Annotated in this window: 18 protein-coding genes; 16 read left to right on the plus strand and 2 right to left on the minus strand. The window is 48.3% G+C overall.

What is annotated here, in order from left to right; genetic code table 11:
- Nucleotides 1–17: 17 nt before the first annotated feature.
- The 16 genes from GK108_RS25650 to GK108_RS25725 all read left to right on the plus strand — a co-directional run bounded on the left by GK108_RS25650 (nt 18) and on the right by GK108_RS25725 (nt 22,313).
- Entirely contained in the window at nt 18–1,451 is a 1,434-nt protein-coding gene (locus GK108_RS25650; protein ID WP_163954436.1) for a TolC family protein, read from the plus strand.
- 111 nt (nt 1,452–1,562) lie between these two features.
- Complete coding sequence (locus GK108_RS25655) at nt 1,563–4,805, plus strand: efflux RND transporter permease subunit (RefSeq protein ID WP_163954437.1); 3,243 nt, start codon at nt 1,563–1,565, stop codon at nt 4,803–4,805.
- Nucleotides 4,802–5,938 (plus strand): efflux RND transporter periplasmic adaptor subunit, encoded by a 1,137-nt coding sequence (locus GK108_RS25660; protein WP_163954438.1) that lies wholly within the window; start codon nt 4,802–4,804, stop codon nt 5,936–5,938. Before GK108_RS25655 ends, GK108_RS25660 begins: the two co-directional genes overlap by 4 nt.
- A gap of 359 nt (nt 5,939–6,297) precedes the next feature.
- Complete coding sequence (locus GK108_RS25665; RefSeq protein WP_163954439.1) at nt 6,298–6,753, plus strand: DUF2147 domain-containing protein; 456 nt, start codon at nt 6,298–6,300, stop codon at nt 6,751–6,753.
- A gap of 14 nt (nt 6,754–6,767) precedes the next feature.
- The gene (locus GK108_RS25670; RefSeq protein WP_163954440.1) at nt 6,768–7,136 is read left to right on the plus strand and encodes a nuclear transport factor 2 family protein; all 369 of its coding nucleotides are present in this window, start codon (nt 6,768–6,770) and stop codon (nt 7,134–7,136) included.
- Between the two features lie 103 nt (nt 7,137–7,239).
- Nucleotides 7,240–9,135: a YgiQ family radical SAM protein gene (locus GK108_RS25675; RefSeq protein WP_163954441.1), complete on the plus strand. Its 1,896-nt coding sequence runs from the start codon at nt 7,240–7,242 to the stop codon at nt 9,133–9,135.
- Between the two features lie 178 nt (nt 9,136–9,313).
- The gene (locus GK108_RS25680) at nt 9,314–11,341 is read left to right on the plus strand and encodes a hypothetical protein (RefSeq protein WP_163954442.1); all 2,028 of its coding nucleotides are present in this window, start codon (nt 9,314–9,316) and stop codon (nt 11,339–11,341) included.
- 220 nt (nt 11,342–11,561) lie between these two features.
- Nucleotides 11,562–12,326 (plus strand): FHA domain-containing protein, encoded by a 765-nt coding sequence (locus GK108_RS25685; protein WP_163954443.1) that lies wholly within the window; start codon nt 11,562–11,564, stop codon nt 12,324–12,326.
- A 69-nt stretch (nt 12,327–12,395) separates the two neighbouring features.
- The gene (locus tag GK108_RS25690) at nt 12,396–13,331 is read left to right on the plus strand and encodes a hypothetical protein (protein WP_163954444.1); all 936 of its coding nucleotides are present in this window, start codon (nt 12,396–12,398) and stop codon (nt 13,329–13,331) included.
- 5 nt (nt 13,332–13,336) lie between these two features.
- A complete protein-coding gene (locus tag GK108_RS25695) occupies nt 13,337–13,939 on the plus strand; it encodes an FHA domain-containing protein (RefSeq protein ID WP_163954445.1) in 603 nt (200 codons plus the stop codon).
- Between the two features lie 2 nt (nt 13,940–13,941).
- The gene (locus GK108_RS25700) at nt 13,942–14,751 is read left to right on the plus strand and encodes a PP2C family protein-serine/threonine phosphatase (RefSeq protein WP_163954446.1); all 810 of its coding nucleotides are present in this window, start codon (nt 13,942–13,944) and stop codon (nt 14,749–14,751) included.
- Nucleotides 14,745–15,530: a caspase family protein gene (locus GK108_RS25705; protein WP_163954447.1), complete on the plus strand. Its 786-nt coding sequence runs from the start codon at nt 14,745–14,747 to the stop codon at nt 15,528–15,530. The genes GK108_RS25700 and GK108_RS25705 overlap by 7 nt, the downstream gene beginning before the upstream one ends.
- Before the next feature lie 31 nt (nt 15,531–15,561).
- Complete coding sequence (locus tag GK108_RS25710; RefSeq protein WP_163954448.1) at nt 15,562–17,745, plus strand: serine/threonine-protein kinase; 2,184 nt, start codon at nt 15,562–15,564, stop codon at nt 17,743–17,745.
- Between the two features lie 9 nt (nt 17,746–17,754).
- Entirely contained in the window at nt 17,755–18,660 is a 906-nt protein-coding gene (locus tag GK108_RS25715; RefSeq protein WP_163954449.1) for a hypothetical protein, read from the plus strand.
- 33 nt (nt 18,661–18,693) lie between these two features.
- Nucleotides 18,694–20,361, plus strand: coding sequence for a LamG-like jellyroll fold domain-containing protein (locus GK108_RS25720; protein ID WP_163954450.1), 1,668 nt, complete (start codon nt 18,694–18,696; stop codon nt 20,359–20,361).
- A 287-nt stretch (nt 20,362–20,648) separates the two neighbouring features.
- A complete protein-coding gene (locus GK108_RS25725; protein ID WP_163954451.1) occupies nt 20,649–22,313 on the plus strand; it encodes a LamG-like jellyroll fold domain-containing protein in 1,665 nt (554 codons plus the stop codon).
- Between the two features lie 2 nt (nt 22,314–22,315).
- On the opposite strand, the gene GK108_RS25730 is transcribed toward GK108_RS25725, so the two are convergent.
- Both GK108_RS25730 and GK108_RS25735 read right to left on the minus strand, forming a co-directional pair.
- On the minus strand, nt 22,316–23,104 hold the full coding sequence (locus GK108_RS25730; RefSeq protein ID WP_163954452.1) for a hypothetical protein: 789 nt from the start codon (nt 23,102–23,104) through the stop codon (nt 22,316–22,318).
- Nucleotides 23,101–23,688, minus strand: a complete 588-nt coding sequence (locus GK108_RS25735; RefSeq protein WP_163954453.1) for an RNA polymerase sigma factor — start codon at nt 23,686–23,688, stop codon at nt 23,101–23,103. Before GK108_RS25735 ends, GK108_RS25730 begins: the two co-directional genes overlap by 4 nt.
- Nucleotides 23,689–23,896: the final 208 nt, after the last annotated feature.

Genomic DNA, 23,896 nt, shown 5'->3' on the forward strand with positions numbered 1-23,896 from the left:
CGGATAAGTCGACACCAATGATTAATGTCAATTTTCTGAGGACTCAACAACCGTTGCCAACTGTTGTCAGATACCGACGAACAAAGAGCTGGCTGCTTTGGCTGGGAACTGGTCTCTTCTCTGTTCAGGCACAGGCTCAGTCGGTAACGCTGAATCAGGTTGTTGAGCAGAGTACCCAACAGTATCCGCTGCTGAAAGCCAAACAAGCGGAAATCAGTAGTGCGACCCGCCGGTTGCAGGCCAGCCGAACCGATCTATTACCCATTATGATGGTTCAGGATCAGTATAATTATGCCACCAGCAATAGCCTGAACAATTCATTTTTCCCCAACGAGGCTACGAACGTATCAACCTCAGGCGGGGTTAGGGCTAACCCGATTGCTCAGGCTAGTTTTGGCAGTTATACGAGCGCTTCGATCGAATGGCGAGCCATTACGTTCGGACGAAACAAAGCTAACATTGGCGTAGCCAAAGCCGATCTGCAACGTAGTCAGGCCGATTATGAAAACGAGCTTTTCCAGCATCAGGTGCGTACCATCGATGCCTATCTGCTCTTGCTCATCAATCAGAAACTCGTTCAGATTCAACGCAGCAATCAGGAGCGGGCCGATACGTTCAAACGAGTAGTTGACGCTGGCGTTCGGTCCGGAATGCGGGCCGGAGTCGATAGCGCACTGGCAACTGCCGAAGCAGCCCGCGCCCGGATTTTATTACTACAGAGTCAGCAGCAGGAGCAAGTACAGCGACTACGACTGTCGGAGCTAATCGGCCAACTCCAGCCGGGTATGCAGATCGATAGTATGCGATTCTACACCTCGCTACCTAATGGGGCATTCAAATCGGACTCACTATCGCCCAGCAATCCGACGCTACGTTTATTTCAGTCGCAGATAAACCTGTCGGCGGCCCGGAGCCTGGCCACGCAACGGTCGGGTATGCCGCTGATTGCTTTTGTTGGCGCTGGCAATGCCCGTGGTTCCGGTTTTTCCAACTCGGGCGATATGTTCCTGACCAATCAGTTGAATGGACTCGGCTATCAGGTTGGCAATTATCTGGTCGGTATTACGGCTCGCTGGAATATTACGAGCCTTCTACGCGCCCGCCACGACTACCAGGCCGATCAGTTTTTAGTCGAACGGTCGCGGCAGTTATTCAATACCCAACGTCTGCAGATCTCCAGGCAGTATCAGGAAGCCGAAACCCAATACCAGGTGGCTCTTGAGCAGGCCCGGCAAGCCCCTATTCAGCTGCTGGCCGCCCGACAGGCATACAATCAGGCAAAATCGCGCTATCAGAGCGGTTTAACCGACCTGCCAACCCTGCTGCAAAGTGTGGTTACGCTGAACCGCGCCGAAGTCGATGGTTACGTAGCCATCAGCAATGTCTGGCGGTTTCTGCTACTAAAAGCTGCCGCCGACGGGGATTTATCACTGTTTATGAACGCCCTGTAGAGACGCAATACCTTGCATCTCCTGACCGGATGGATTGCCTATTACTGATTATTGCTGACGCCAATGAGAGACGCAACGTATTGCGTCTCTACAAGAATCACTCTATAAACCATGTATAACATCATTCGATCCGCTTTACGGAAACCTATTTCGGTGGTTGTGGCGGTGCTGGGACTCCTGTTTTTTTCGGTGATGTCTCTGTTCACCATACCCGTCGATATTTTTCCGAACCTTGATCTGCCGACTATCTACGTCGTACAACCCTACGGTGGAATGGCCCCCGACCAAATGGACGGCTTTATCGCCACCCGCTACCAGGATCACTTTCTGTACGTATCCGGTATCCGCGACATCGACGTAAAAACCATTCAGGGTCTATCGTTGATCAAACTGCAGTTTTATCCCGGCACCGATATGGCACAGGCAGCCGCCGAGGTAGCCAACAACGTATCGAGGGCGAAAGCCTATATGCCCGAGGGAACAGTGCCGCCCCAGGTGGTCCGATTCGATGCCAGTTCGGTTCCGGTGGGCCAGCTCGTATTTGAAAGTCCGAGCCGATCTCTGAACGAAATTCAGGATTATGCCTCATCGCGGGTACGACCCATGTTCTCCCGTATTCCTGGTGTATCGAGCCCTCCCCCATTCGGCGGTAACCAACGTACCATTGTTATCCGGGTCAATCCACAGTCGATACGTAGTTATCAGCTGACACCCGAAGAAGTGATTAAATCGATCGTTACCAATAACCAGCCGTCGCCAGCGGGTAATATCCGCATTGGCGATAAGGCGCTGATGACGCCCGTTAACTCGCTCGTTAAAAAGCCTGAAGACTTCCTGAACATTCCTATTCGGGTTGGTTCAGGGCCAACAGTTTTTGTCCGCGACATCGGTACGGTTGAAGATGGAGCCGACGTAACGGTTAGCTACGCGCTGGTCAACGGACGGCGGGCGGTCTACATTCCGGTGGTCAAAAAATCAGATGCCTCTACCCTGGATGTCGTCAATAACATCCGGAAAGCCATGCCCGAACTTCAGGCCGCCGTACCAGAAGACGTGAAGATTTCGTACGAATTTGACCAGTCTGTCTACGTAACGAATGCTCTGAAAAGTCTGGTTACCGAGGGGATTTTAGGTGCCGTGCTGACTGGTTTGATGGTATTGTTGTTCCTGCGCGACTGGCGTAGTGTTATTATCGTGGTAACGACTATCCCGATTTCGATTCTGTCGGCGGTCATTATGCTCAACCTGTTTGGGCAAACGATTAACATAATGACGCTCTCGGGGCTGGCGCTAGCTATCGGGATTCTGGTCGACCAAGCCACGGTGACGATTGAAAATATTCACCAGCATCTGGAAACGGGGAAACCCAAGGCGGTTGCAATCTGGGATGCCTGTAAGGAAATTGTTTTTCCCGAATTCCTGATTCTGCTGGCTATTCTGGCGGTGTTTGCGCCTGCATTCGTAATGAGCGGTGTACCACGTTCCATGTTCCTGCCGCTGTCGTTATCCGTCGGTTTCGCCATGATTGCCTCCTTTTTGCTCTCTCAGACCTTTGTTCCGGTTCTGGCCAACTGGCTCCTGAAAAGTCATCCCGCCCACGAAGCGCCAACGCTGGCTCTCGATGCGCAGGAACGCCACGCTATTCTTGACGAAGCCGCGCACCCCGCCAAAAATCCAACGGGTTTTGACAAGTTCAAACAACGCTACTCGAATTTCCTGGAGAATATTCTTAATCGCCGGGGATTGGTGGTTGGCGGCTATCTGGCAGGCACGATTACTATTATTGTGGTTTGCTTTATGGTTATCGGAACTGATATTCTACCACACGGCAATAGTCACCAATTCCAGATGCGTCTGCGCATCCCCGACGGTACGCGCGTAGAACGTACGGAGCTGGCAACCCTGAAAGTACTCGATATTATCAAAAGCGAAGTAGGCGCCGAAAACGTAGAAATTTCATCGGCCTACGTCGGAACAGTGCCTTCCAGCTACGGTACGTCTAACATTTTCGTGTTCAATAGTGGCCCACACGAAGCCGTTTTGCAGGTTTCGCTGAACGAAGAACATTCGGTTAACATGGATGATCTGAAAGAGTCGCTTCGCAAACGGATTGCTAAGGATCTTCCGAATGCCGCCATTTCGTTTGAGCCGATTGAGCTGACCGAAAAAATTATGAGTCAGGGTGCTTCAACGCCAATCGAAGTAACGGTTGCGGCCAAAGACCTGAAAGAAGCCGGACGCTTTGCCAACAAGATTCGCGAGCAGATGGCTAAAATCGACTTCCTGCGGGATGTCCAGATTGCCCAGCCTTTGTCCTACCCGGTTCTGAACGTAACAATGAACCGCGAACGGGCCGGACAACTAGGCGTTACGTCGACGCAGGTAGCCCGCTCGATGGTAGCCGCTACGTCGTCGAGCCGCTTTACCGACAAAAACCTGTGGCTCGACGAATCGAAAGGCCTCGCTTATCAGGTTCAGGTGCAGATACCTGAATTTCAAATGAGCAGTACAAACGATATCGGCAACATTCCGCTACGTAGTGGTGAAATGCATCCGCTCTTATCCGACGTAGCAACCTTTTCGGAAGGAACGGCCCCCGGCGAATATGACCGGGCCGGGCCAAACCGCCTGGTAACGATAACGGCCAACCTCCAGAAAAAGGACCTGGGATCGGCTCAAAAAGCCGTAGAACTAGCCATTAAAAATGCGGGAGAACCGCCACGCGGTGTCATTGTCGAAATGGGTGGTCAGACCAATCTGCTGACCGACACCCTGAGTAGCCTGCAAACGGGTCTGCTGGTTGCCATCGTGATTATATTCCTGTTGCTGGCGGCTAACTATCAGTCGTTTAAATTATCACTGGTTATTCTTTCGGCCATTCCTGCGGTGGTAGCCGGTGCGTTGCTGATGCTGTTGGCCTGCGGTGCTACGTTGAATCTCCAATCCTACATGGGTTTGATTATGTCGGTCGGTGTATCGGTTGCCAATGCCATTCTGATGGTGACCAACGCCGAGAATCTGCGGCTGGAAGTTGGCGATACCCGAAAAGCCGTAGTGCTGGCTGCCAACAGCCGGATTCGTCCTATTCTGATGACCAGTATTGCCATGATTGCCGGGATGGTGCCAATGGCATCGGGTCTGGGCGAAGGTGGCGATCAGATTGCACCACTCGGGCAGGCCGTTATTGGCGGTCTGGTCGCTTCCACGTTTGCGGCTCTATTGATTCTTCCCTGCGTATTTAATCAGCTTCAGGCTAAAGCCAGCATTCAATCGGTATCACTTGACCCGGAAGATCCGGAAAGCAAATTTTTTGACAAACAACTGACTCCCGCACCAGCGGCCCGATCCATATGAAACCTCTCTTAAGACTTGTTTGGCCGGTATCGCTTATGGCTGGTATCGCTGCCTGCTCATCATCAGGCAACGACAAGGCCCATGAAACGGCTAAAGAACCGGAAGCCTCTACAGTTGCGCTGGCAACGGTTCAGGCAATGCAGCCTAGCAAACGCGTTACGTTGCCGGGCGAATTAAAACCCTGGAATCGGGTAAATATATATGCCAAAGTCAAAGGATTCGTGCGCGAGATTCCAGTCGACAGAGGTACGTTTGTTCGTAAAGGCCAGTTGCTGGCCCGATTGGAGGCCCCAGAAGTATTATCTGAACTCAGTCAGGCACAGGCCCAGTTACAGGCTCAGGAAGCCGCGCTGGTTGAACAAACCACTCGGGCACGTGCCAGCCGACTAATCTACAACCGGATTTTGCAAACGGCCAAGATGGAAGGGGCCGTTTCAGCCAACGAGCTGGACCAGGCGCAAATAAAAATGCAGGCCGACAGTGCTATGGTTGCCGTATCGAAAGGAACAGTTCAGGCGGCCCGGTCAAACTATCAGGCTAAAAGTGAGCTTCGTCAATACCTGACCATTACGGCTCCATTCGATGGGATGATTACCGAACGTAACATCAGCCCAGGAGCCCTGGTTGGTGCGGGCGATAGTGGCAAACCACTCTTCGTACTGGAAGATAGCCGTACGCTCCGTTTAACGGTGGCCATACCGGAAAACTTTGCCAATCAGCTACGTAGCAAAAGCAACGTATCGTTTACCGTCAACGCAATGCCTGAGCGTCTGTTTAATGCCCGACTGGCCCGTAGCGCTGAAAGTCTGGTAGAAGCCAATCGGGCAATGATGGCCGAATTCGACGTTAATAATGCCGCGCACGAACTAAAATCAGGCATGTATGCCGAAGTAACCCTGCCCGTAGAGCGCTCTGGCCGTACCCTGTTTGTGCCTACTACGTCTGTCGTTAGTTCAAGCGAGAAGATGTTTGTTATTCGGGTTAACAATAGCCATGCACAGTGGGTGTCGGTCCAAAAAGGTAATGTTGTCGATAGCCTGGTTGAAGTGTTTGGTGAGTTGAAACAGGGGGAACCCATCGTGAAAGTGGCAACCGAAGAAATCCGGGATGGTCAGACGGTTAAAGCTCATTAACTATCTCTCTGTATTTTTTCAATCAACACCCCGTCAGTCAAGTACTTGCGGGGTGTTTTGTTTTTAGGCTAAACCTTCTCCAACTGTTACACTCTAAACAAAATGAATAAGTTGCTGAATACCTGGAATAGAACGCTGATTGTTAAGATCGTTATGATTAATTATGATTTATTCGACCCTGTCCACCATTATTCTATCCCATTTTTTCTCCAGTAAGATCAGCGTAAACCATAGTAATCATAACAATCTGTGTTCTATTGTCTTTTGATAATTTCACACAATCACTTTTCAGTCTGCGAAAGCAAACACCCACTGATTTGCGTTTATATCACACGATCAATGAACCCTTTTACCAACATATGACTGCGTTCCGCTTCTCAACGTTTCTGGTAATCCTACTCATTACGCTTACGGGTTATGTTCCTCAACCTGATAATGCCGATGCCCTGGTTGGTCGATGGCTTAGCGCACGCAAAAAGAATCAGGTTGAAATTTACAGGCAGGGCAATAAGTATTATGGCAAGCTGGTCTGGATGGCTGAACCCGACGACCCATCTACGAAAAGACCGAAACTTGACCGTCAGAATCCAGACGAAAAACTACGGAACCGGCCGTTGATGCACATGGATATTATGACCAATCTGGTCTATAAAGGCAACAATTCATGGGTAGGTGGTCAGATTTATAATCCGGAAGATGGGAAAACATACGACTGCGATATAACCATGAAAGATGCCAATGCCATCAACCTGCATGGCTACGTCATGGGGATTCCGCTACTGGGCAAAACCAGTACGTGGACCCGAATTAAATAAATCTCACACCCACTATGGAAGAGATCATTCTAGGCTACATTGACGCCTACAACAATAAAGATGTACCCGCCATGGTAGCGCTGCTAGATGAGCAGATCATCTTTGAAAACGTTTCTAATACGTCTGGGGTAATGCAGCTCAATTCCAGACAGGAATTTGAGCAATTGGCACTACAATCTGTCAACTATTTCTCTGAGCGCAAGCAAATTGTCCGCTTTCTCGTGCAGGGCGCGGAGGCTGCTGCCGTCGAAATTGACTACGTTGCTACGTTAGCCCAGGACCTTCCCAACGGGTTAAAAGCCGGTCAGCAGCTACAACTTCGGGGAGTAAGTATTTTCGAAGTGAAGCAGGGAAAAATTAGTCGCATCAGCGACTATAGCTAAACCGAGACGGATAAAAACTAATGAACTTATCGGTACAATTCGTTATCAATCATTGAATTATTTTGTAAATTCGATGTTCTTTTGGTAGCAAATTTATGTACTCATGATTGAAAGACCCCTTACAGACTGGTTGCCTCTGACAATGAAAGAAGTCGAAAAAAGAGGCTGGGATGAGGTGGATATTGTGTTGGTGTCGGGGGATGCCTATGTTGACCATCCAGCCTTTGGAACCGCTGTGATTGGCCGCATCATGGAGAGCGAAGGTTTTCGGGTTGCTATTATCGCCCAACCGAACTGGAAAGACGATCTGCGTGATTTCAAAAAGTTTGGGCGTCCTAAATATTTCTTTGGCGTAACGGCGGGTTGTATGGACTCGATGGTCAATCACTATACGGCCAACAAACGGTTACGTTCCAACGATTCTTATACGCCGGGTGGTGAAGCTGGTTTCCGTCCCGACTACGCTACCATTGTTTATAGCCAGATTCTTAAAACAATTTACCCCGACGTACCGGTTTTGCTCGGTGGTATTGAAGCGTCGCTGCGTCGGGTAACGCACTACGACTATTGGCAGGATCAGCTTATGCCATCGATTCTGGTCGATTCGGGGGCCGATATGCTGGTGTACGGAATGGGCGAACAGCCCCTCCGCGAAATTCTGAAACTCGCCCAGAAAGGTGTACCGTTTTCGTCGATGCGGAACATCAATCAGGTGGCATTTATGCACAACAATCAAACCGAACTCCGGGATTATAATAACTGGAACACGGTTGCTCTGGCCAGCCATGAAGAGTGTCTGGAAGACAAAATAAAATACGCAGCCAACTTTAAGATTGTTGAAGTAGAATCGAATAAGTGGCAGGCGAACCGGATTACCCAAAAAGTGGGCGATCAGGTGCTGGTGATCAATCCGCCATTTAAAACGATGGACGAAGCCGAAATCGATAAATCGTTCGATTTGCCTTACACCCGTCTCCCTCATCCGAAATACAAAAAGCGTGGGCCAATTCCGGCCTATGACATGATCAAGTTCTCGGTCAATATGCACCGGGGCTGTTTTGGCGGTTGTAGTTTCTGTACGATTTCAGCGCACCAGGGCAAATTTATTGCATCACGTAGCGAAAAATCGGTGCTAAAAGAAGTGGATGAAATCACGAAGCATCCTGAATTTAAAGGCTACATTTCGGATTTGGGCGGTCCATCGGCCAATATGTATAAAATGAAGGGCAAAGACGAAGCGATCTGCGCCCGCTGTCAGAGTCCAAGCTGTATTCACCCCGTTATCTGTTCGAACCTCGATACGTCGCATAAACCGTTAACGGAACTGTATCGGAAGGTAGATGCGAATCCAGCCATCAAAAAAGCATTTGTTGGATCGGGCGTTCGGTATGATCTACTGGTCGATGATTTCAATAAAAACAATGAAGACGGCAACCACGACGAATATATGGAGCAACTGACAACGCGCCACGTATCGGGCCGACTGAAAGTAGCTCCTGAACATACCTCCGACGATACGTTACGGATCATGCGGAAACCATCGTTCAAGTATTTCAAAACGTTTAAAAAGAAATACGACAAGATTCAGGAAAAACACAACCTCAAACAGCCACTGATTCCGTACTTTATCTCGTCGCATCCGGGTTGTGAAGAACAGGACATGGCGAATCTGGCCGCTGAGACTAAAGACATGGGCTTCCAGCTCGAACAGGTTCAGGACTTTACGCCGACACCAATGACGGTGGCCGAGGTCATTTACTATTCGGGAGTTCACCCTTACACGTTGAAGCCGGTTAGGACGGCCAAAACCCGCGAGGAGAAACAAGCGCAGAACCGCTACTTCTTCTGGTACAAGGCCGAACACAAAGACTGGATACGGAATCGGCTTAACAAACTCAATCGCCCCGATTTGGTTGACCGTCTTTTGGGTAGCCCCAAGAAAGAAAACACGGGTAAACCCAAACAGTCAGGAAAGTTTTCTGGTAAAAAGAGACGATAAAATCGGTAGTTACTTTTGATTTTCGCCTATTCAGCCCAGCTAAAAGCTGGGCTTTTTTTACGGCCTTTTCCTTAGAACCGAAACGCGATTTCTAAAAAAATAAAAATCCTGAATGGCCATTCACCTTTCGGCCAATAGCTCGATAAATGAAAAAACTCACATTTCTATTTATCGATCTATGAAAAATAACTACCACAAACGAATCATCGCCGGGTGGCTGATTCTTGTCTGGCTGCTAGGCGTAACATCCACGGTACTGGCACAGTCAGTCCCTCCTGTTTATTGGCAGCGTACGCTTGACCGGACTATTCTGCCGATAGAGTTCCGATCAGAACTCGTCCTTTCACTATCGATGGCTCGTACTACGGATGGAGGCTGTGTTGTTGTGTCGCAATCGGCTTTTACCGGTAAGCCTTTTATCACGAAGTTAGGGCCAGGCGGCAACGTACTATGGACCACATCGCTGGCAACGTTTGGTACGCCCTATAGCGTACAAACAACTACAACGGGCGACTTTCTGATTGTCAGTAATTCGGATTCTAATCCTGCCAATATTATACTGACCAAAATTGGCGCTGACGGAGCACTTCTTCTTAATCAATACCTACCGTTACCTGTTGACAACAACCTACAGCGAACAGTACGAGATCTGATTCCTTCGCCCGATGGCGGTTTCCTGATTGCCGGATACGAGTCGACGTTAAATACGCCCAGAGTCCGCCTGGATGTTCTGCTCGTGAAACTGGATAAAGACCTAACGCTAAAATGGGCAAAACGGTATGCGGGTAGCGAAAGTACGTTTTTGTTTAAGGCGAATCGGGCTGCGGATGGTGGCTACGTAATCAATAGTACCACCAACTCTCCTGACATAACGGGTAACTTGAATCCGAATTATAATCTGATCTACAACTTTAAAGTCGATGAAGAAGGTAACGTAATGTGGCAGCGCATGGGCAACGAGCAGTCTCTTTTCAGAGATTTCGTACCAACTGCTACGGGCTATTACGCCATAGGAATGTCTACGTTAAGCGGGTTATCGGTGATGAAGTTCGACCAGAAAATGAACATGACTCGGCTCGCGCGACTATCTGACTCTAACCTGACCGACAATCAGGAACGAATTGCCGTACGCGCTACGCCCGATGGTGGCTGTATTGTGGTCGACAATTATATCAATAGCAATAATGGCTCCCGCGACTATCGTATTACAAAGTATAATCAGAACCTGGAAATTGATTGGCAGGAAAAAGGGGGCGGCCTTGGTGACGATGAGGCTCGTATCGTGAACGTGAATGATGATGGTACTTATTTTATTGCTGGCAGTACGAATTCAGAGGGGTTATTTGGCCGTGTTGAGGGTAGTAAGCTTGCCACGATCTGGGTTCGTAAACAAGCGTCCAGTTTGCTATTGACTCAACCCACTTACAATTGCGCAACAGGCGTCATTACGTTCAATACATCCGGGGGCGACGGCTCGCCCATCACCTACTTTGCTCCAGGTATTTCACGGACTTCGGTCACCAGCAATACGGGTATTGTTGAGCAGGGGCTACGTAACGACCCCAAACCCATATTGATTCAGGCCACCCAAAGAGGCCAGACGGTCAGCTACGTTTTTGATTTAAGAAAATACCTGGAAACCTCGTGTGGCACCGATCAGCAACCAACAGATGGTAAGCAATTGATCCTACTAGCTCCTACTTTTAATTGCACTAGCGGGGCCATTACGTTCAATACGTCCGGGGGCGACGGCAGCCCTGTTGAGTTCATGGCAATCGGTATAACCGGCTGGACAACCAACCCAAATCAATACGTCGATAAGGAAAGTCGTACAGCGAATGATGTAAAACCTTTCACACTCATGGCACGCCAAAACGGCCAGGTTGTCAGTTACACCTGGGATTTAAAAGCAGCTTGTGGACGCGCAAGAATTGGAGCCGAAGAGGTCCGAGCAAAATTGCAGGTTCATGTCCTTGGTAATCCCGTTGAGGGTGAGATAGCAGAGATCGATATTGTCAACGCGTTGGGCCAGAACGTACAGATAAATCTACTGGACTTGCAGGGAAAACCCTTATTCCATCACTCCATCCCGGAAGCCGGAGAGTCGGAGCGGCTCCGTATTCCAATCAGGGGAGCCAGTGGACTACTGCTACTAGACGTATCGACTGCAACGGACAGACAGCAACTAAAACTTCTGAAACGTTAGTCGTTCAAGAACGAAGCCCGACCCTGATTCAGGGCCGGGTTTTTTCGTGATTTACTCTTTATCAGGACTTAAGATAGAGCCAAACATCGCAACAAAACAACTACATTTATTAATATATTCCTCGCAGCCATACCGGATACAAAATATTAGCGATAAGATTGGGTCTACGTTGTTAAATTGCACGATCCATCCATCGTCATTTTCTCGACAATTCTCTACTATGTCTTCTATTCCCGATAGTCAGCTCGAGCATCTGATCGAAGAATGGAGTCACCTGCCGATTTACCATATTGGCAGAAAACCTGACAACCAAGTCGTTATCGCTAATGGCAAAATCAGCGGCCAGCATGCCCGACTGATCCAGTGCAGTGCCGATAGTTTAATACTTGAAGACCTCGACAGTAAAAACGGTACGTTTGTCAACGGCAATCGGATTACCAGAAAAATTGTTGGCCTAACCGACACGGTTCAGCTGGCCGATTGTTCATACACGATCGGAGAACTACTTGAGCTGGCAAGCAGCCAACCCCAACCGGTATCGGCCCAGCCATCGCCCGTTGTTTCCGACCTACAATTACCCGCCACAAAATCCACGTTAGACTACACCCAGCAGTTCGCAGCACTTGAGCAGGTGTATGACCAATACCCCAAACTCCGTCGGGATTGCCGTAATCGCGAAAAAATGATTCGTACGGGCAGCGTTATTCTTTCCTCGGTTATTAGCGTCAGTGCCATCTTATCAACTGGCGGAACCGCCCTACCCTTACTGCATATCATGTCTGGCGCGGGCTTGAGCGTGTTAGTGCCTACCCTATGCTCAACCCTTTTATCGACCGACGAAAAAATAGAACTGATTGATAAGGAATACCGGGAGCGTTACCGTTGCCCTAACCCCGAATGCCGCGATCCATTTGGTACCCGGGAGTGGGAATTTCTGGCCCGTCAGAAAACCTGCCGACGCTGCCAGGCAGTTTGGGTAAATTAATTCCTATTCACTCATTTACCTTCTTTGACCTCATCCTATATAGAGGTGCAATGCAAAAAACCTGCTACTATGACTACTATCTCCAATCAATCAGAATTACAAACCGACACCTACGCTATGCCACGACCATCTACTTCTGTTTCACCAGGCTTAACTGCCGACAAAAAGAAAATGCTCGGCATTTCGGCCGCTGCCCTGCTTTTAGGCGGCTCAGCCTGGGCTGTTGCTAAAAAAATCCAGGAAAAAGGTCCAGAAGATCCAGCACCTTTAGATCCAGTTCAAAACCCAAATCCTACGGCTAGTCTTCCCGATGAACTAGACGTAGCGGGTAAAGTACTCGATACCATGCCATTTGATGAGGCTTTCAAAACTGCCCGCGAGGAAGTAGGCGTTGGGGGCGTATTTAGCTGGCATGGTCGCTGGTACAATACGTTTGAGAAAGAAGAATGGAATGGGCTATCGCTGGATCAGCGTCATGAATTTCTGGAAATGGTGACACAGGAAGAATTACCTTTCAAACCTTACCACCAGGCCGTAGCTATCAACCACTCAACAGACGTAGCATCACCACCGGCTACGGTTATTGAAGGTCACATGAACGGTCAACGCGTTATGGGCCTTGATTTTAATCGGGATGGTGTTATCGATACACTGGTGATGGATGGAAAAGATGGCTATACCTACAGAGTCGTTGACGCATCGGGCGATGACAGATTGGATACGCTATTACGCTATGATTCGCTAAACGGCGAGTTAGTCGAAATTGAAAAGTTAGATGATCCATTCATTTTGGGCAACGATCAGTTCAGCCAGGACTTGGAAGAAAGTATGTCTCGTGAAATCGTCGATTCAATTCTGGAGCCAGAACTAGTTTCCGAGCCAACTGAGGCTTTGGCTGTCGATGAACATCATACCGTTGATGATGACAACGATACGCTCGGCAATTCGTATGACGACGACGATACGTATAATAATCATGGTGATGTTCAGGATATGGATGAGTAAGCGGTATGAGTGGATTCAGAACAACACTAATTAATTGCCAGCAGTGCGGCCGCCGAATTATGGTCCGCCCCTCCGACGCTGAACGCGGCTCAATCAAATGCTCGCATATTGGCTGCGGTGCGATCAATACGTTAGCAACCGGTTCTTATTTCGACGAAACTATTGTACGTGGACTGCCAGGCTTTGGTCAGTTAACGTATCTCAATGAGCCAAGCACTACGTATCCGCTTCAATTTGGACGTAACGTTATCGGTACGTCCGAACTGGCAACTATTCGGGTCGATCGATTTATGCACAACGGCAAGTGCTTCATCAGCCGCCGACATTGTACACTAACCATTACGTTCGACAAATGGGCCGGTACGTTACGGTATCAACTGGAAGATGGGTTCGCAGACCCCGACAGTGGGGAAAAGCAGTTTAGCCTGAACGGTACGTCACTGAACCATATTGCCCTTCAAAAAACCGAAATTATCGATGTGGCTGATGGCGGCATCATTACGCTGGGTGGAGCCGATCGTTTTCAGTTAACCCACTACCTAATTGAGCCCGTCATGCTCAACACCTATAAAGTTGAGCTGGCCTTTAATCCCGACCACACCCAATAGGTATGTTTATTGAGCCAACAATACCGGTTGCCTTTTCCCATATCGGTCAACGGGCAGTTAATCAGGATTCGATCTATCCGGCTGTCGGTCAGGCTACCGACCAGAGTCAGTTGTTTATTGTTTGTGATGGAATGGGTGGTGCTGACAAAGGGGAAATTGCCAGTCAGCTCTTATGCGAAGCATTTGTTACATATGCTACGTCAGCGAATCAACAGTTCGCTGACTCGACGCAGCTGTCGGCGGCTCTGGCTCTGGCTTATCAGGCCTACGACAACTACCTGAAACAGCATCCATTTGTCAGTAGAATGGGGTCTACGCTCGCCTTATTACAATTCCACGAACAGGGCGCAACAATAGCGCATATTGGCGATAGTCGAGTGTACCAGCTACGTAACGGTGCGATTATTTTTCAGACCCAGGACCATAAGCAGGTTAACGATATGGTAGAAGCCGGGATTATTACTGCTACGCAGGCCATAACCCATCCCTGGCGAAACAGACTTAGCCGGGCGGTGGTTGCCAGCGCCGGAACTGACGATGCAGCCTCTGCTAAACCAGATGTTACGTGTCTGACGGATATTCAGGCGGGCGACTATTTCTTTTTGTGTACAGACGGGGTGCTTGAGCAGGTCGACAATTACGTGCTCGAAACAATTCTGGCGCAGGCCATACCAGACCAGGCTAAAGTCCAGGCTATTCTGTCGCTATGCGCCGGACAGACGAAAGATAACTACTCGGGTTATCTGATTGGTATCAACCAGGTCAGAGAAACCAACGCTTTACGGACCTCTGTACTCCCTGAACGATGGTAACCCTGCTACTACTTTGTCTGAACCTGTTAACTAGCTGGAAAGCCACGGATAGTCCGAACGATACGTATGCCGTTGTGGTTGGCATTTCCGATTACCAATCGCTGACTAGCCGGACTGGCGATTTACGATTTGCCGATAGAGACGCCCGACAAATTGTTACGTTCCTGCAATCGAAAGCGGGTGGTTCTGTACCGTCTGCCCACATTCGTCTGCTCATCAATCGACAGGCAACCAGTGCAACTATAAAGCAATCCTTATCGCTTTTCGAGAAGGCAAAACCAGGCGACCGCGTGATATTCTATTTTTCAGGTCATGGCCTTCCGTCCAGTTTTGTACCGTATGATATTCGTCCCGAGAATCAGCAATTACTGGTGACGTACCAAGATATAAAAACAGCCTTTCGGCAATCGAAAGCTGCCACAAAACTGTGTATAGCCGATGCCTGTTTGTCGGGTGGGATGGCGGCTCAGAAATCGACCCAGCGAAATTTATCCCAGACTATGTCGCAGGCTGGCAGTAAAGAGACGAACGTAGCGCTTTTATTGGCCAGCCGGTCAACGCAAAGTGCGGTAGAAGCGAGTCGGCTTTCAGGCGGAGCGTTTACCCATTATCTGTTACGTGGATTGAACGGACAAGCCGATCTCAACCGGGATCGGATCGTAACCATTCGAGAATTACATCAATACGTTGGCGTGCGCGTTAAGCAGGCAACCAGGGGCCGGCAAACGCCGATTTTTTATGGCCGTTTTTCCGATAATCTGGGACTAGCTTATCTGTGAATCCACTTATGAGCCTTTGTCATTTTAGTATATGAGTCAAACGTTTACGTCATTTCAGGACTTCAGGCGACGATATCCGATACGTCCCAACGACGAAGGCTCGTTGTTGGGCAGCGGTACGTATGGACGGGTCATCAAAGTGGAAGATCAGCTTGAAACGGAGTGGGTAGCCATCAAGATCAGCGAGTTTAAAGGGACGGATGCCAAATCCTTGAGAGCGGAAGTTGAGCTGGCTCAGCGCATTCCCCGACAAGCCAATATTGCCCGATACGATGCCTGCTATCGGCTCGAAACCGATACAAGCGTCAGCGATTTTGCCATCATGAAATATTATTCGGATGGTAATCTGGCCGATTTGTTACGTCGCCTGACGCTAACAACCGAGCAGGTGTACGACATCACGAAAGGTATTTTACTGGGACTTCAGCACCTCCATCGTCATCGGATTGTTCACCGCGATTTTAAACCCGCCAACATTCTTATCTCGCGCGACAATGCCGGCCGATTTATTCCTAAAATAGCCGATTTCGGGTTAAGTAAACTCGTCAGCGACGATGAACTCGACAGCTCTGACTTCGACCTGAGCGACGGGCGCGGTACTCCCTCCTATAAAGCGCCGGAACAGATTGAGGGTAGCCGGGTCAGTTTTAACCTCGACTTATGGGCATTTGGCGTTATCCTCTACGAAATTCTGACCGGCGAGAAACCGTTCAAAGCCGATCAGCGAAATAGCAGTGAACAATCAGTCCGGCGGGAGATCGAAAAAAAGATTGTTACGGTCGATCTGCCCGTCCGACTAAACAACGTAGCCGAGCCTTACCAAACCATGATCCGGCGCTGTCTGGTTCGTGATATTCACGAGCGGGTACGGAAAGAAACCGAACTGCTCGACCTGCTCGACTCGATTCCTCAGCTCTTGAATGAGGCTCAAAAGCTCGCTTCGGCTATGGACTATCAGGCCGCGATTATGCTCTACGAACAGATTCTGGCCAAACGGGAAAATCATGCCGAAGCCCTGCAACAATTGGAGCAGTGTCGACAACAGCTCAGTGCTAAACAGGTAACCGATCTACTTCAGAAAGCGAATCAACTGGTTTATCAAGAGCAGTTTGAAGCGGCCAAAGCACTCTTCGAGCAGATTTTACAACTATCGCCCAGGCATCAGGAAGCGGCTCATGGGCTAGTGGTCTGTATTGACCGGCTACGTCCTAAACCGAAGGTGGTACTTGAAACCGAATCAACTGATGCCTATCAGATCGATACGTATCAGGAAGAACGTACCGACGCATACATAGTTCCTCCCCTAAAAGCGATTATTGACCAACCTGTTCAACCAAAAGCAGAGACTGACGTAACCGATGTAAACCCAACAAAAAGCAGCCAACCAGAACCAATGGTTCGGCCAGTCGGACCACCGAAACCACCAACGGGGATTCCTTATAAGCCCATACTGGCGGGGGTTGTCTTGATTAGTCTGGCCGGATTAGGATACTACGTATTGGGACCAGAGTCGACCAGTACGTCAGAAATACAAAAGTCGACAGTCGATACTGTAGCAATTGCACCACCGACTTCTGAGAGAAAGTCAGAGTACACTGTGCCCAATCCAATTCCCGCAATCCCTAACGAATCCAAAAACGACCTGAAACAACGTATCGACGTAGCGTTAGCCAAGGCCCGACAAGCCTATTTGAGAGAAGACTATGAATTGGCACTTACGTTTACTAGAAGTGCACTCTTGTTGGACCCAAGCCGGAAGGACGTATCGTCACTACAGAACGTAGTAGAAAAAAAACTAGCAGAAAAACAGCCGGAAGATAAGTCTGAAAGCAAAAATCCACCTGTTACGGAATCGAATCCAAAGCAGGACGCTACAGAAGTCAAACCTGAAACGCCGAAAGAAGCTCCCGCCGATCCGCAAAAAGTTGCTCAGCAGCAATACGATCAATTAATTGAGGAAGGTGTAAAAGCGATTGCGAAGGGCAACGATAAGGCCAAGGCTGTTGCCAGTTTCAACAGCGCCCGCGCTTTAACCAAAGAACATAGCCTCAGTACCTCCAAAGCCGACGCTGCCTACAATGAGTATATGTCTAAAGGCAATCGAATTTTCAGCAATGATGAATTTGAGGGAGCCAAAGAATGGTATAAAGTCGCTCAGGCATTGAAAGACACACGCGAAGTTCAATCAAAAATTAAACTCTGTAACAACCAATAATCCACTCGAATGACCAAATCGTTTTACCTCATAATCCTTTTGGTGTGTTTAACAACAACCGTAACATCAACCTTAGCCGAAAGTCGGCTCAAAGCATCAAGCTCTATCGCCGACGACGAATATGATCGCTATAAAAAGAAAGGCGACGACTTTTTCAACGAAGGTAAGTATCTGGAAGCCCGTCGGCAGTATCAGAACTGCCTGGAAGTGCCGGGATTTGAAGAAGACAAATACGCTAAAGAGAAAATCGAAGACTGCACAAATGCTTTAAACTTTCGCCAGCAGGCGTCTGATGCGTTAGCGCAGAATAAACCCCAGGAAGCCGTTCAACTGCTTGATCAGTTACTGAAGCTAAACCCAAATGACCAGATTACAACAAACCAGATTGGGGACTTTTACGAGCAGGAAGGCAATAAATTAGTTAGGCAAAAAAAGCTACAGGACGCATTGGTAAGCTATAAAAAAGCCCTACGATATACGACCATTCCTACTCGCAGAGCATCAATTGAAATTCAAATCGCAAACATTGATCATGGCCCATCCAATAAAATAGGCCTCAAGGTGGCAACAGGTGTAGTGGCCGTTGGAGCAGGCGTTTTTGCCGTATTACTACGTAACGATTTTCAGAACAAACTAAGCACGTTAAGCCAGGTTAGTCAGACCACAGATCCCACCGGTTCCGGTATCATCGCCGACCCTGTTTTATATGATCAATATAATACGGCGTATAAAGCGGTCGAAGAGGCCCAGAAAAAAAACGGATTGTATAAAGCCAGCCTTGGTCTAGCCGCCGTGGCAACCGTAGCCGAGCTGTACTTGCTACTCCATAAAAATCGGAAAGCTCCTCGCCCCACTGGGTTTAACTGGCAACCGGCTTCACAATCGCTGGGTCTGGCCATCCGCTATACGTTTTAAATCCAACACCACTTCAGACGACATTTCCCTTTTATGAAATCGCGTAACATCTCTACCCTATTCAGTCTTATTTTTTGCGTAATCGGTGGTCTTTTCCTGTGGGCCTGCGACCCGTGGGAGCTGCCCGGCAAAAAATCGAAGCGTGAATGTACACCCCCCTCCGGCAATCTGGCCGCCCAGATTCAGCAACGGAAAGTTGATTTTTCGATTGCCAACAGCGCGGGTACAATCGATCAGATTTCCTGGAATTTTGGCAATGGCAGCAGCACCGAAACAACAGGAACGACAGCCAGTTACACCTACCCGACCTCTGGTACGTATACCGTAACGGCTAATCTGAGCAATACCTGCAAGCAATCTATTACCCTCACTCGGGAAATTGTTGTCAGCGATGCGGTACCTCCGACTGTTACGTTGCAACCCGCCACTGATATTAATCCCAACACAGCAAATATACAGATGACTGTTACCGCCAACGGTAATGCAACCATTACCGAATATGGCATTACGTATTCAAAAACAAGTAATCCTCCTGTCGCAAGAGTTGACGCCACAATACCGATTTCGGCATCAGTGGCCCTTAATACATCCATTCCGTTTTCGTTGACAGGGCTAGACGCAAATACCGTGTACTACGTCCGCAGCTACGCCAGAAATTCAGCAGGCATAGGATACAGTTCTGTTGTGCAAAACTTCCGTACAGGCACGAAACCAGCTATATCTATCACTGGCAATCCAACCGCCGGGGTATCGACAGCTGCAGTCAATTTTGTTCTAAACAACGCTGGCAATCCGGCGGCCGTTACGTATGGTGTGCTCTACTCGTCCACGTCAAGCACACCCGACATGGATAATGCTGGGCCAGGTGTTACGGTCAGCAATCCAAACGTAGGTGCTAACACAGCAGTTAACCTAACTAACTTACAGCCAAACACTACGTATTACTGCCGACCCTATGCCAAACTCGCTTCTGGAGAGATCGTTTATGGCGACATCGTATCATTCAAAACGCAGATCGATACGGTAGCCGATGGTTTGGTCGCTTATTTACATTTCACTAACCGGTCTTTAGTCGATGCAACTGGCAATGGAAATGACGCCATACTAGTTGATAATCCTGGCTTTACCACAGATCGTAGGGGTAATCCCAACGCAGCTATTTTACTGGATGGCATTAATGACTACTTCTACATGGCCGAAAACAGCACACTTCGGCCCGACGCTTTTACCATTAGCATCTGGATAAGACCCAGTGCTATCAACAACGTGAATAATCGCATGCAGATTTATAACAAATCACGTTGGAGCGATAGTAACTTTGAGATGTATAGCTCGCTGGTCAAAATCAATGAAACAGGGCCCGGTCTTACGTTTATGACCAACGTTAAGCAAAACAGTAATTGCGAGGTAGCCAAAGGCTGGCAAAGCTTTCAGTTTAGCAACAACCCCACACTTGATCAATGGCACCACCTTGTACTTGTCTATTCTGGCCGGACAAGCAAAATGTATTTCGATAATGCTTTAATGGATCAGAACAACAACCTACCAGCCAATAATATCGATAAATGCCCTGGTGGTGAGTTAAAGTTTGGTGCTCAGATCAAAGATTTCCCTAATTATTTCAAGGGAGCTATGGACGAAATACGGATCTACCGTCGAGCATTATCAGACAGCGAAATACAAACGTTATATAATCAATAACACTAACTGAATTTCTGCAACACACGTTGCATCTGTTTAGTAAATAAATTCGCCCTGTCGACGCTGATACGTGTCAGTATCGGCAGGGCTAAATATAGGGGCAGGTATCGTAGTCGTTAGAACAGCCGTTTGTACTGCTTCTATGTAATGAGCCGTCACATTAGCCAATTGGTTGGTCCTCCAGCAACCGGCGTCATTGCCGATCGTGGTCTTTATCAACAGTGCGAGAATAAAGGCCACTAAAGACGCCAAACGAAAAATAGGATTGCACAAGGCCAGCTTTTATCATGAATACAAGTAACGTATCATATTTAATCAGTTTTATTCTAATCGCTCTGGCTGGCATTAGCTTATGGGCCTGCGACCCGTGGGAACTACCCAACAAAAAAACAAAACGTGAGTGTATAACTCCTTCTGGCAATCTTGCCGTACAGATTCAGCAACAAAAAGTCGATTTTTCAATTACAAATACTACTGGTACAATCGATCAGATTTCCTGGGATTTCGGTAATGGCAGCAGCACTGCAACCACAGGTATGACAGTTAGCTACACTTATCCAGCTCCTGGTACGTATACGGTTAAAGTAACGCTGACTAATACCTGCAATCAGCCTATTACCCTTATCAGAGAGGTTAACGTCAGTAATGCTGTAGCGCCAACAGTTACGCTACAGCCTGCAACTGACTTAACAACAGGAACGGCCAAAATACAGATGGCCATTACGTCAAATGGAAACGCCACCATTACACAATATGGCATCTGCTATTCAAAAACCAACCCGCCAACGCCCGGTGTCGACCCAACGATTCCCATTTCGGGCTCTTTGGCAATAAACACATCAGTGCCCTTTTCGTTAACTGGTCTTGAGGCCAATACGGTTTACTACGTTCTAAGTTTTGCGACCAACGCTGCTACGAAAACAGGAACCAGCAATGTTCAGTCGTTTCGTACGGGAATTTTCCCCTCAGTCTCGGTTACGGGTAATCCGACGGCTGGGGTATCGACGGCAACAATCAATTTTGTCGTAAATAACGCTGGCAATCCCGCAGCCGCTTCGTATGGCGTGCTTTACTCATCGACCTCAAACCCGCCTACGATAGATAACTCTGGCCCTGGCGTTACGGTCGGCAATGCGAGTGCTGGTGGCAACACGGCGGTTAATCTAACGAACTTGCTTCCAAACACTACGTACTACTGCCGACCCTATGCCAAACTCGCATCCGGAGAGATCGTTTACGGCGACACAGTATCCTTTAAAACGCAGGCAGACCCCCTGGCTGAGGGTTTGGTCGCTTATTTACCATTTACGAATGGCTCTCTTTTAGATGTTAGTGGCAACAGCAACCACGCTAATGGAGCTGGTGGCCCAGGATTTACAGCAGACCGACGAGGTGTATTAAATTCAGCTATACTCTTTAATGGGAAGAGCAATTACATCTATCTGTCAGATAATGCAAGCCTCAGGCCCGATGCCCTTTCCATTAGCCTTTGGGTAAAACCAGGTATTGTAGAAGAGAAAATGCAGATTTACAATAAATCGAATTTTGCCGACAGCCAAAACGAAATGTATAGCTCAACCATGAGCCCAACGACAGTTAGCGGCAACAGAGATCCTGAAATGACTATTTCAACAGATATTAAGCAAAACAGTAACTGTCAACCCGTTGTTGGCTGGCAAACGTTTTCGACCAGTATACCTATGGACCTTACGTGGCATCACATTGTTTTCACGTACGCCGGGCGATCGGCCCGGATGTATATCGATGGGGCTCTTCGTTACTCTACCAATGAGTTGCCGGCCAGCACTATTGACCAATGCCCAGGCGGAGATTTACGATTTGGCGCTCAGCTTTTGAACTACCCTCAATACTTCAATGGAGCTATGGACGAAATACGTATCTACCGCCGATCGCTTTCTGCCAGCGAAGTGCAAACGTTATACAATCAATAATACTACTTGATTTTCTGTAGTACCCGTTCTGCCAGCGAAGCAAATGGATTAGCCTTGTCGGTACTGATACGTTTCAGGATCGGCAGGGCTTTTTCTTTTTCCTGATTTTTGACGTAAGCCAGTGCCAGAAACCATTCCGACTTTTGCTGAAGCTGTATGGAGGAAGAAGCCTGGGCCCGTTGCAGCAGCGGAATGGCATCGGTGGGTTGCTGATTGGCCAGGTAACTTAAACCTAAAAAGTAATTTTTGTAGTGAACGGTTTTCTTATCGTCAGGCAATGTTTTAACCTTATCGATTACCTGATCATACTTCCCGGCCTTGTACTTGGTAAACGCATCCAGAAACTGCTGACGGACATCGACACTAGCGTCGGTCGGGAAATCTTTCAGCAGGTCATCGTCCGAATCGGGCGTAAAGCTTTCGGCGTAGGCCACCTCTGCCGCCTTGATCGCCGTTTGCTGGTAGGCATAATAACCGATTCCCAATACGGCCACAACCGACGCAGCCGCTACCCAGTATCGCCAGTTTACTAACGGACGTACCACTGGAGTCGATACTGGTTCGGGCGTGGCAGTTACTAACGACGTTTTATAGTTTCCCTGAGCCTTCTTCAGCACTTTTTCAATAGCTAACGCACGTAATCCCAACCGGATGTCGCGCTGGCGATTCACTTCGGCCTGCAAGGCAGCATCGGCCTGCATTTCGCTTTCAAGCAAAGCTCTATCTGTTTCTGACAAATCGCCAGCAAGATACGCTTCTATTAATTCGTATTGCTCTTCTGAAAGATTCATAGTCCTAATCGATTCGCCGTTTGCAGATAAAACGTTTTTAATTTTTCGGCGCACTGATACCGCCTTGATTTAACCGACGATTCTTTCATACTAAGCAGGTCAGCAATATCACGTAACGACAGTTCATCGACATAAAACCATTCCAGAATTTTCTTACATTCGCCTTTCAGCTGATCAAGCGACTGTCGTACTGCTTCAACGATCTCTAACCGCTCCAGATCGCTCGCGACGTCGGCCGAGTCGACTTCGTTGATCATTTCGGGCATAACACTACGTTTCTGCAGTCGCGCCGATTTCAGTTCAGTAAACCACGCACGTTTGCAGTACTCAAAAACAACCGTTGAGACCCGGGTATTTTCCTGAAGCTGATACTTTCCAGTTTCCAGATTCAGCAGAAAACCCATCAATCCTTTCTGGAACGCATCTTCAGCATCCATTTCTGATCCATTATTCAAAAGAACCCAATGTTTAAAAGAGGCAAACGAGTCGGCATATAAACGTTCATACGCTTTCTCATTACGACTCTTCAACGCATCATATAATTCCTGATCTGATCCAAATATGGGTAGAGGTCGAATAGACATAAACTAGGTGAATGCCCGAAGTTAGGCTGTAATCTCGTAACAAACTACCTCTGCTAACCGACCTTTGTATGTTAATAGAATTGTTTAGCAAAAGGTAAATCGATCTATGATACTTTTTTTCTTTTTGCATCAGATCAATAGTAAACGCATACGTAACGTAACGGCTCTGTACACGTATCAAAAAAATCAGCAATCCTGTTAATTTCAC

It is taken from the genome of Spirosoma terrae, assembly GCF_010435915.1.
Taxonomy (GTDB): Bacteria; Bacteroidota; Bacteroidia; order Cytophagales; family Spirosomataceae; genus Spirosoma; species Spirosoma terrae.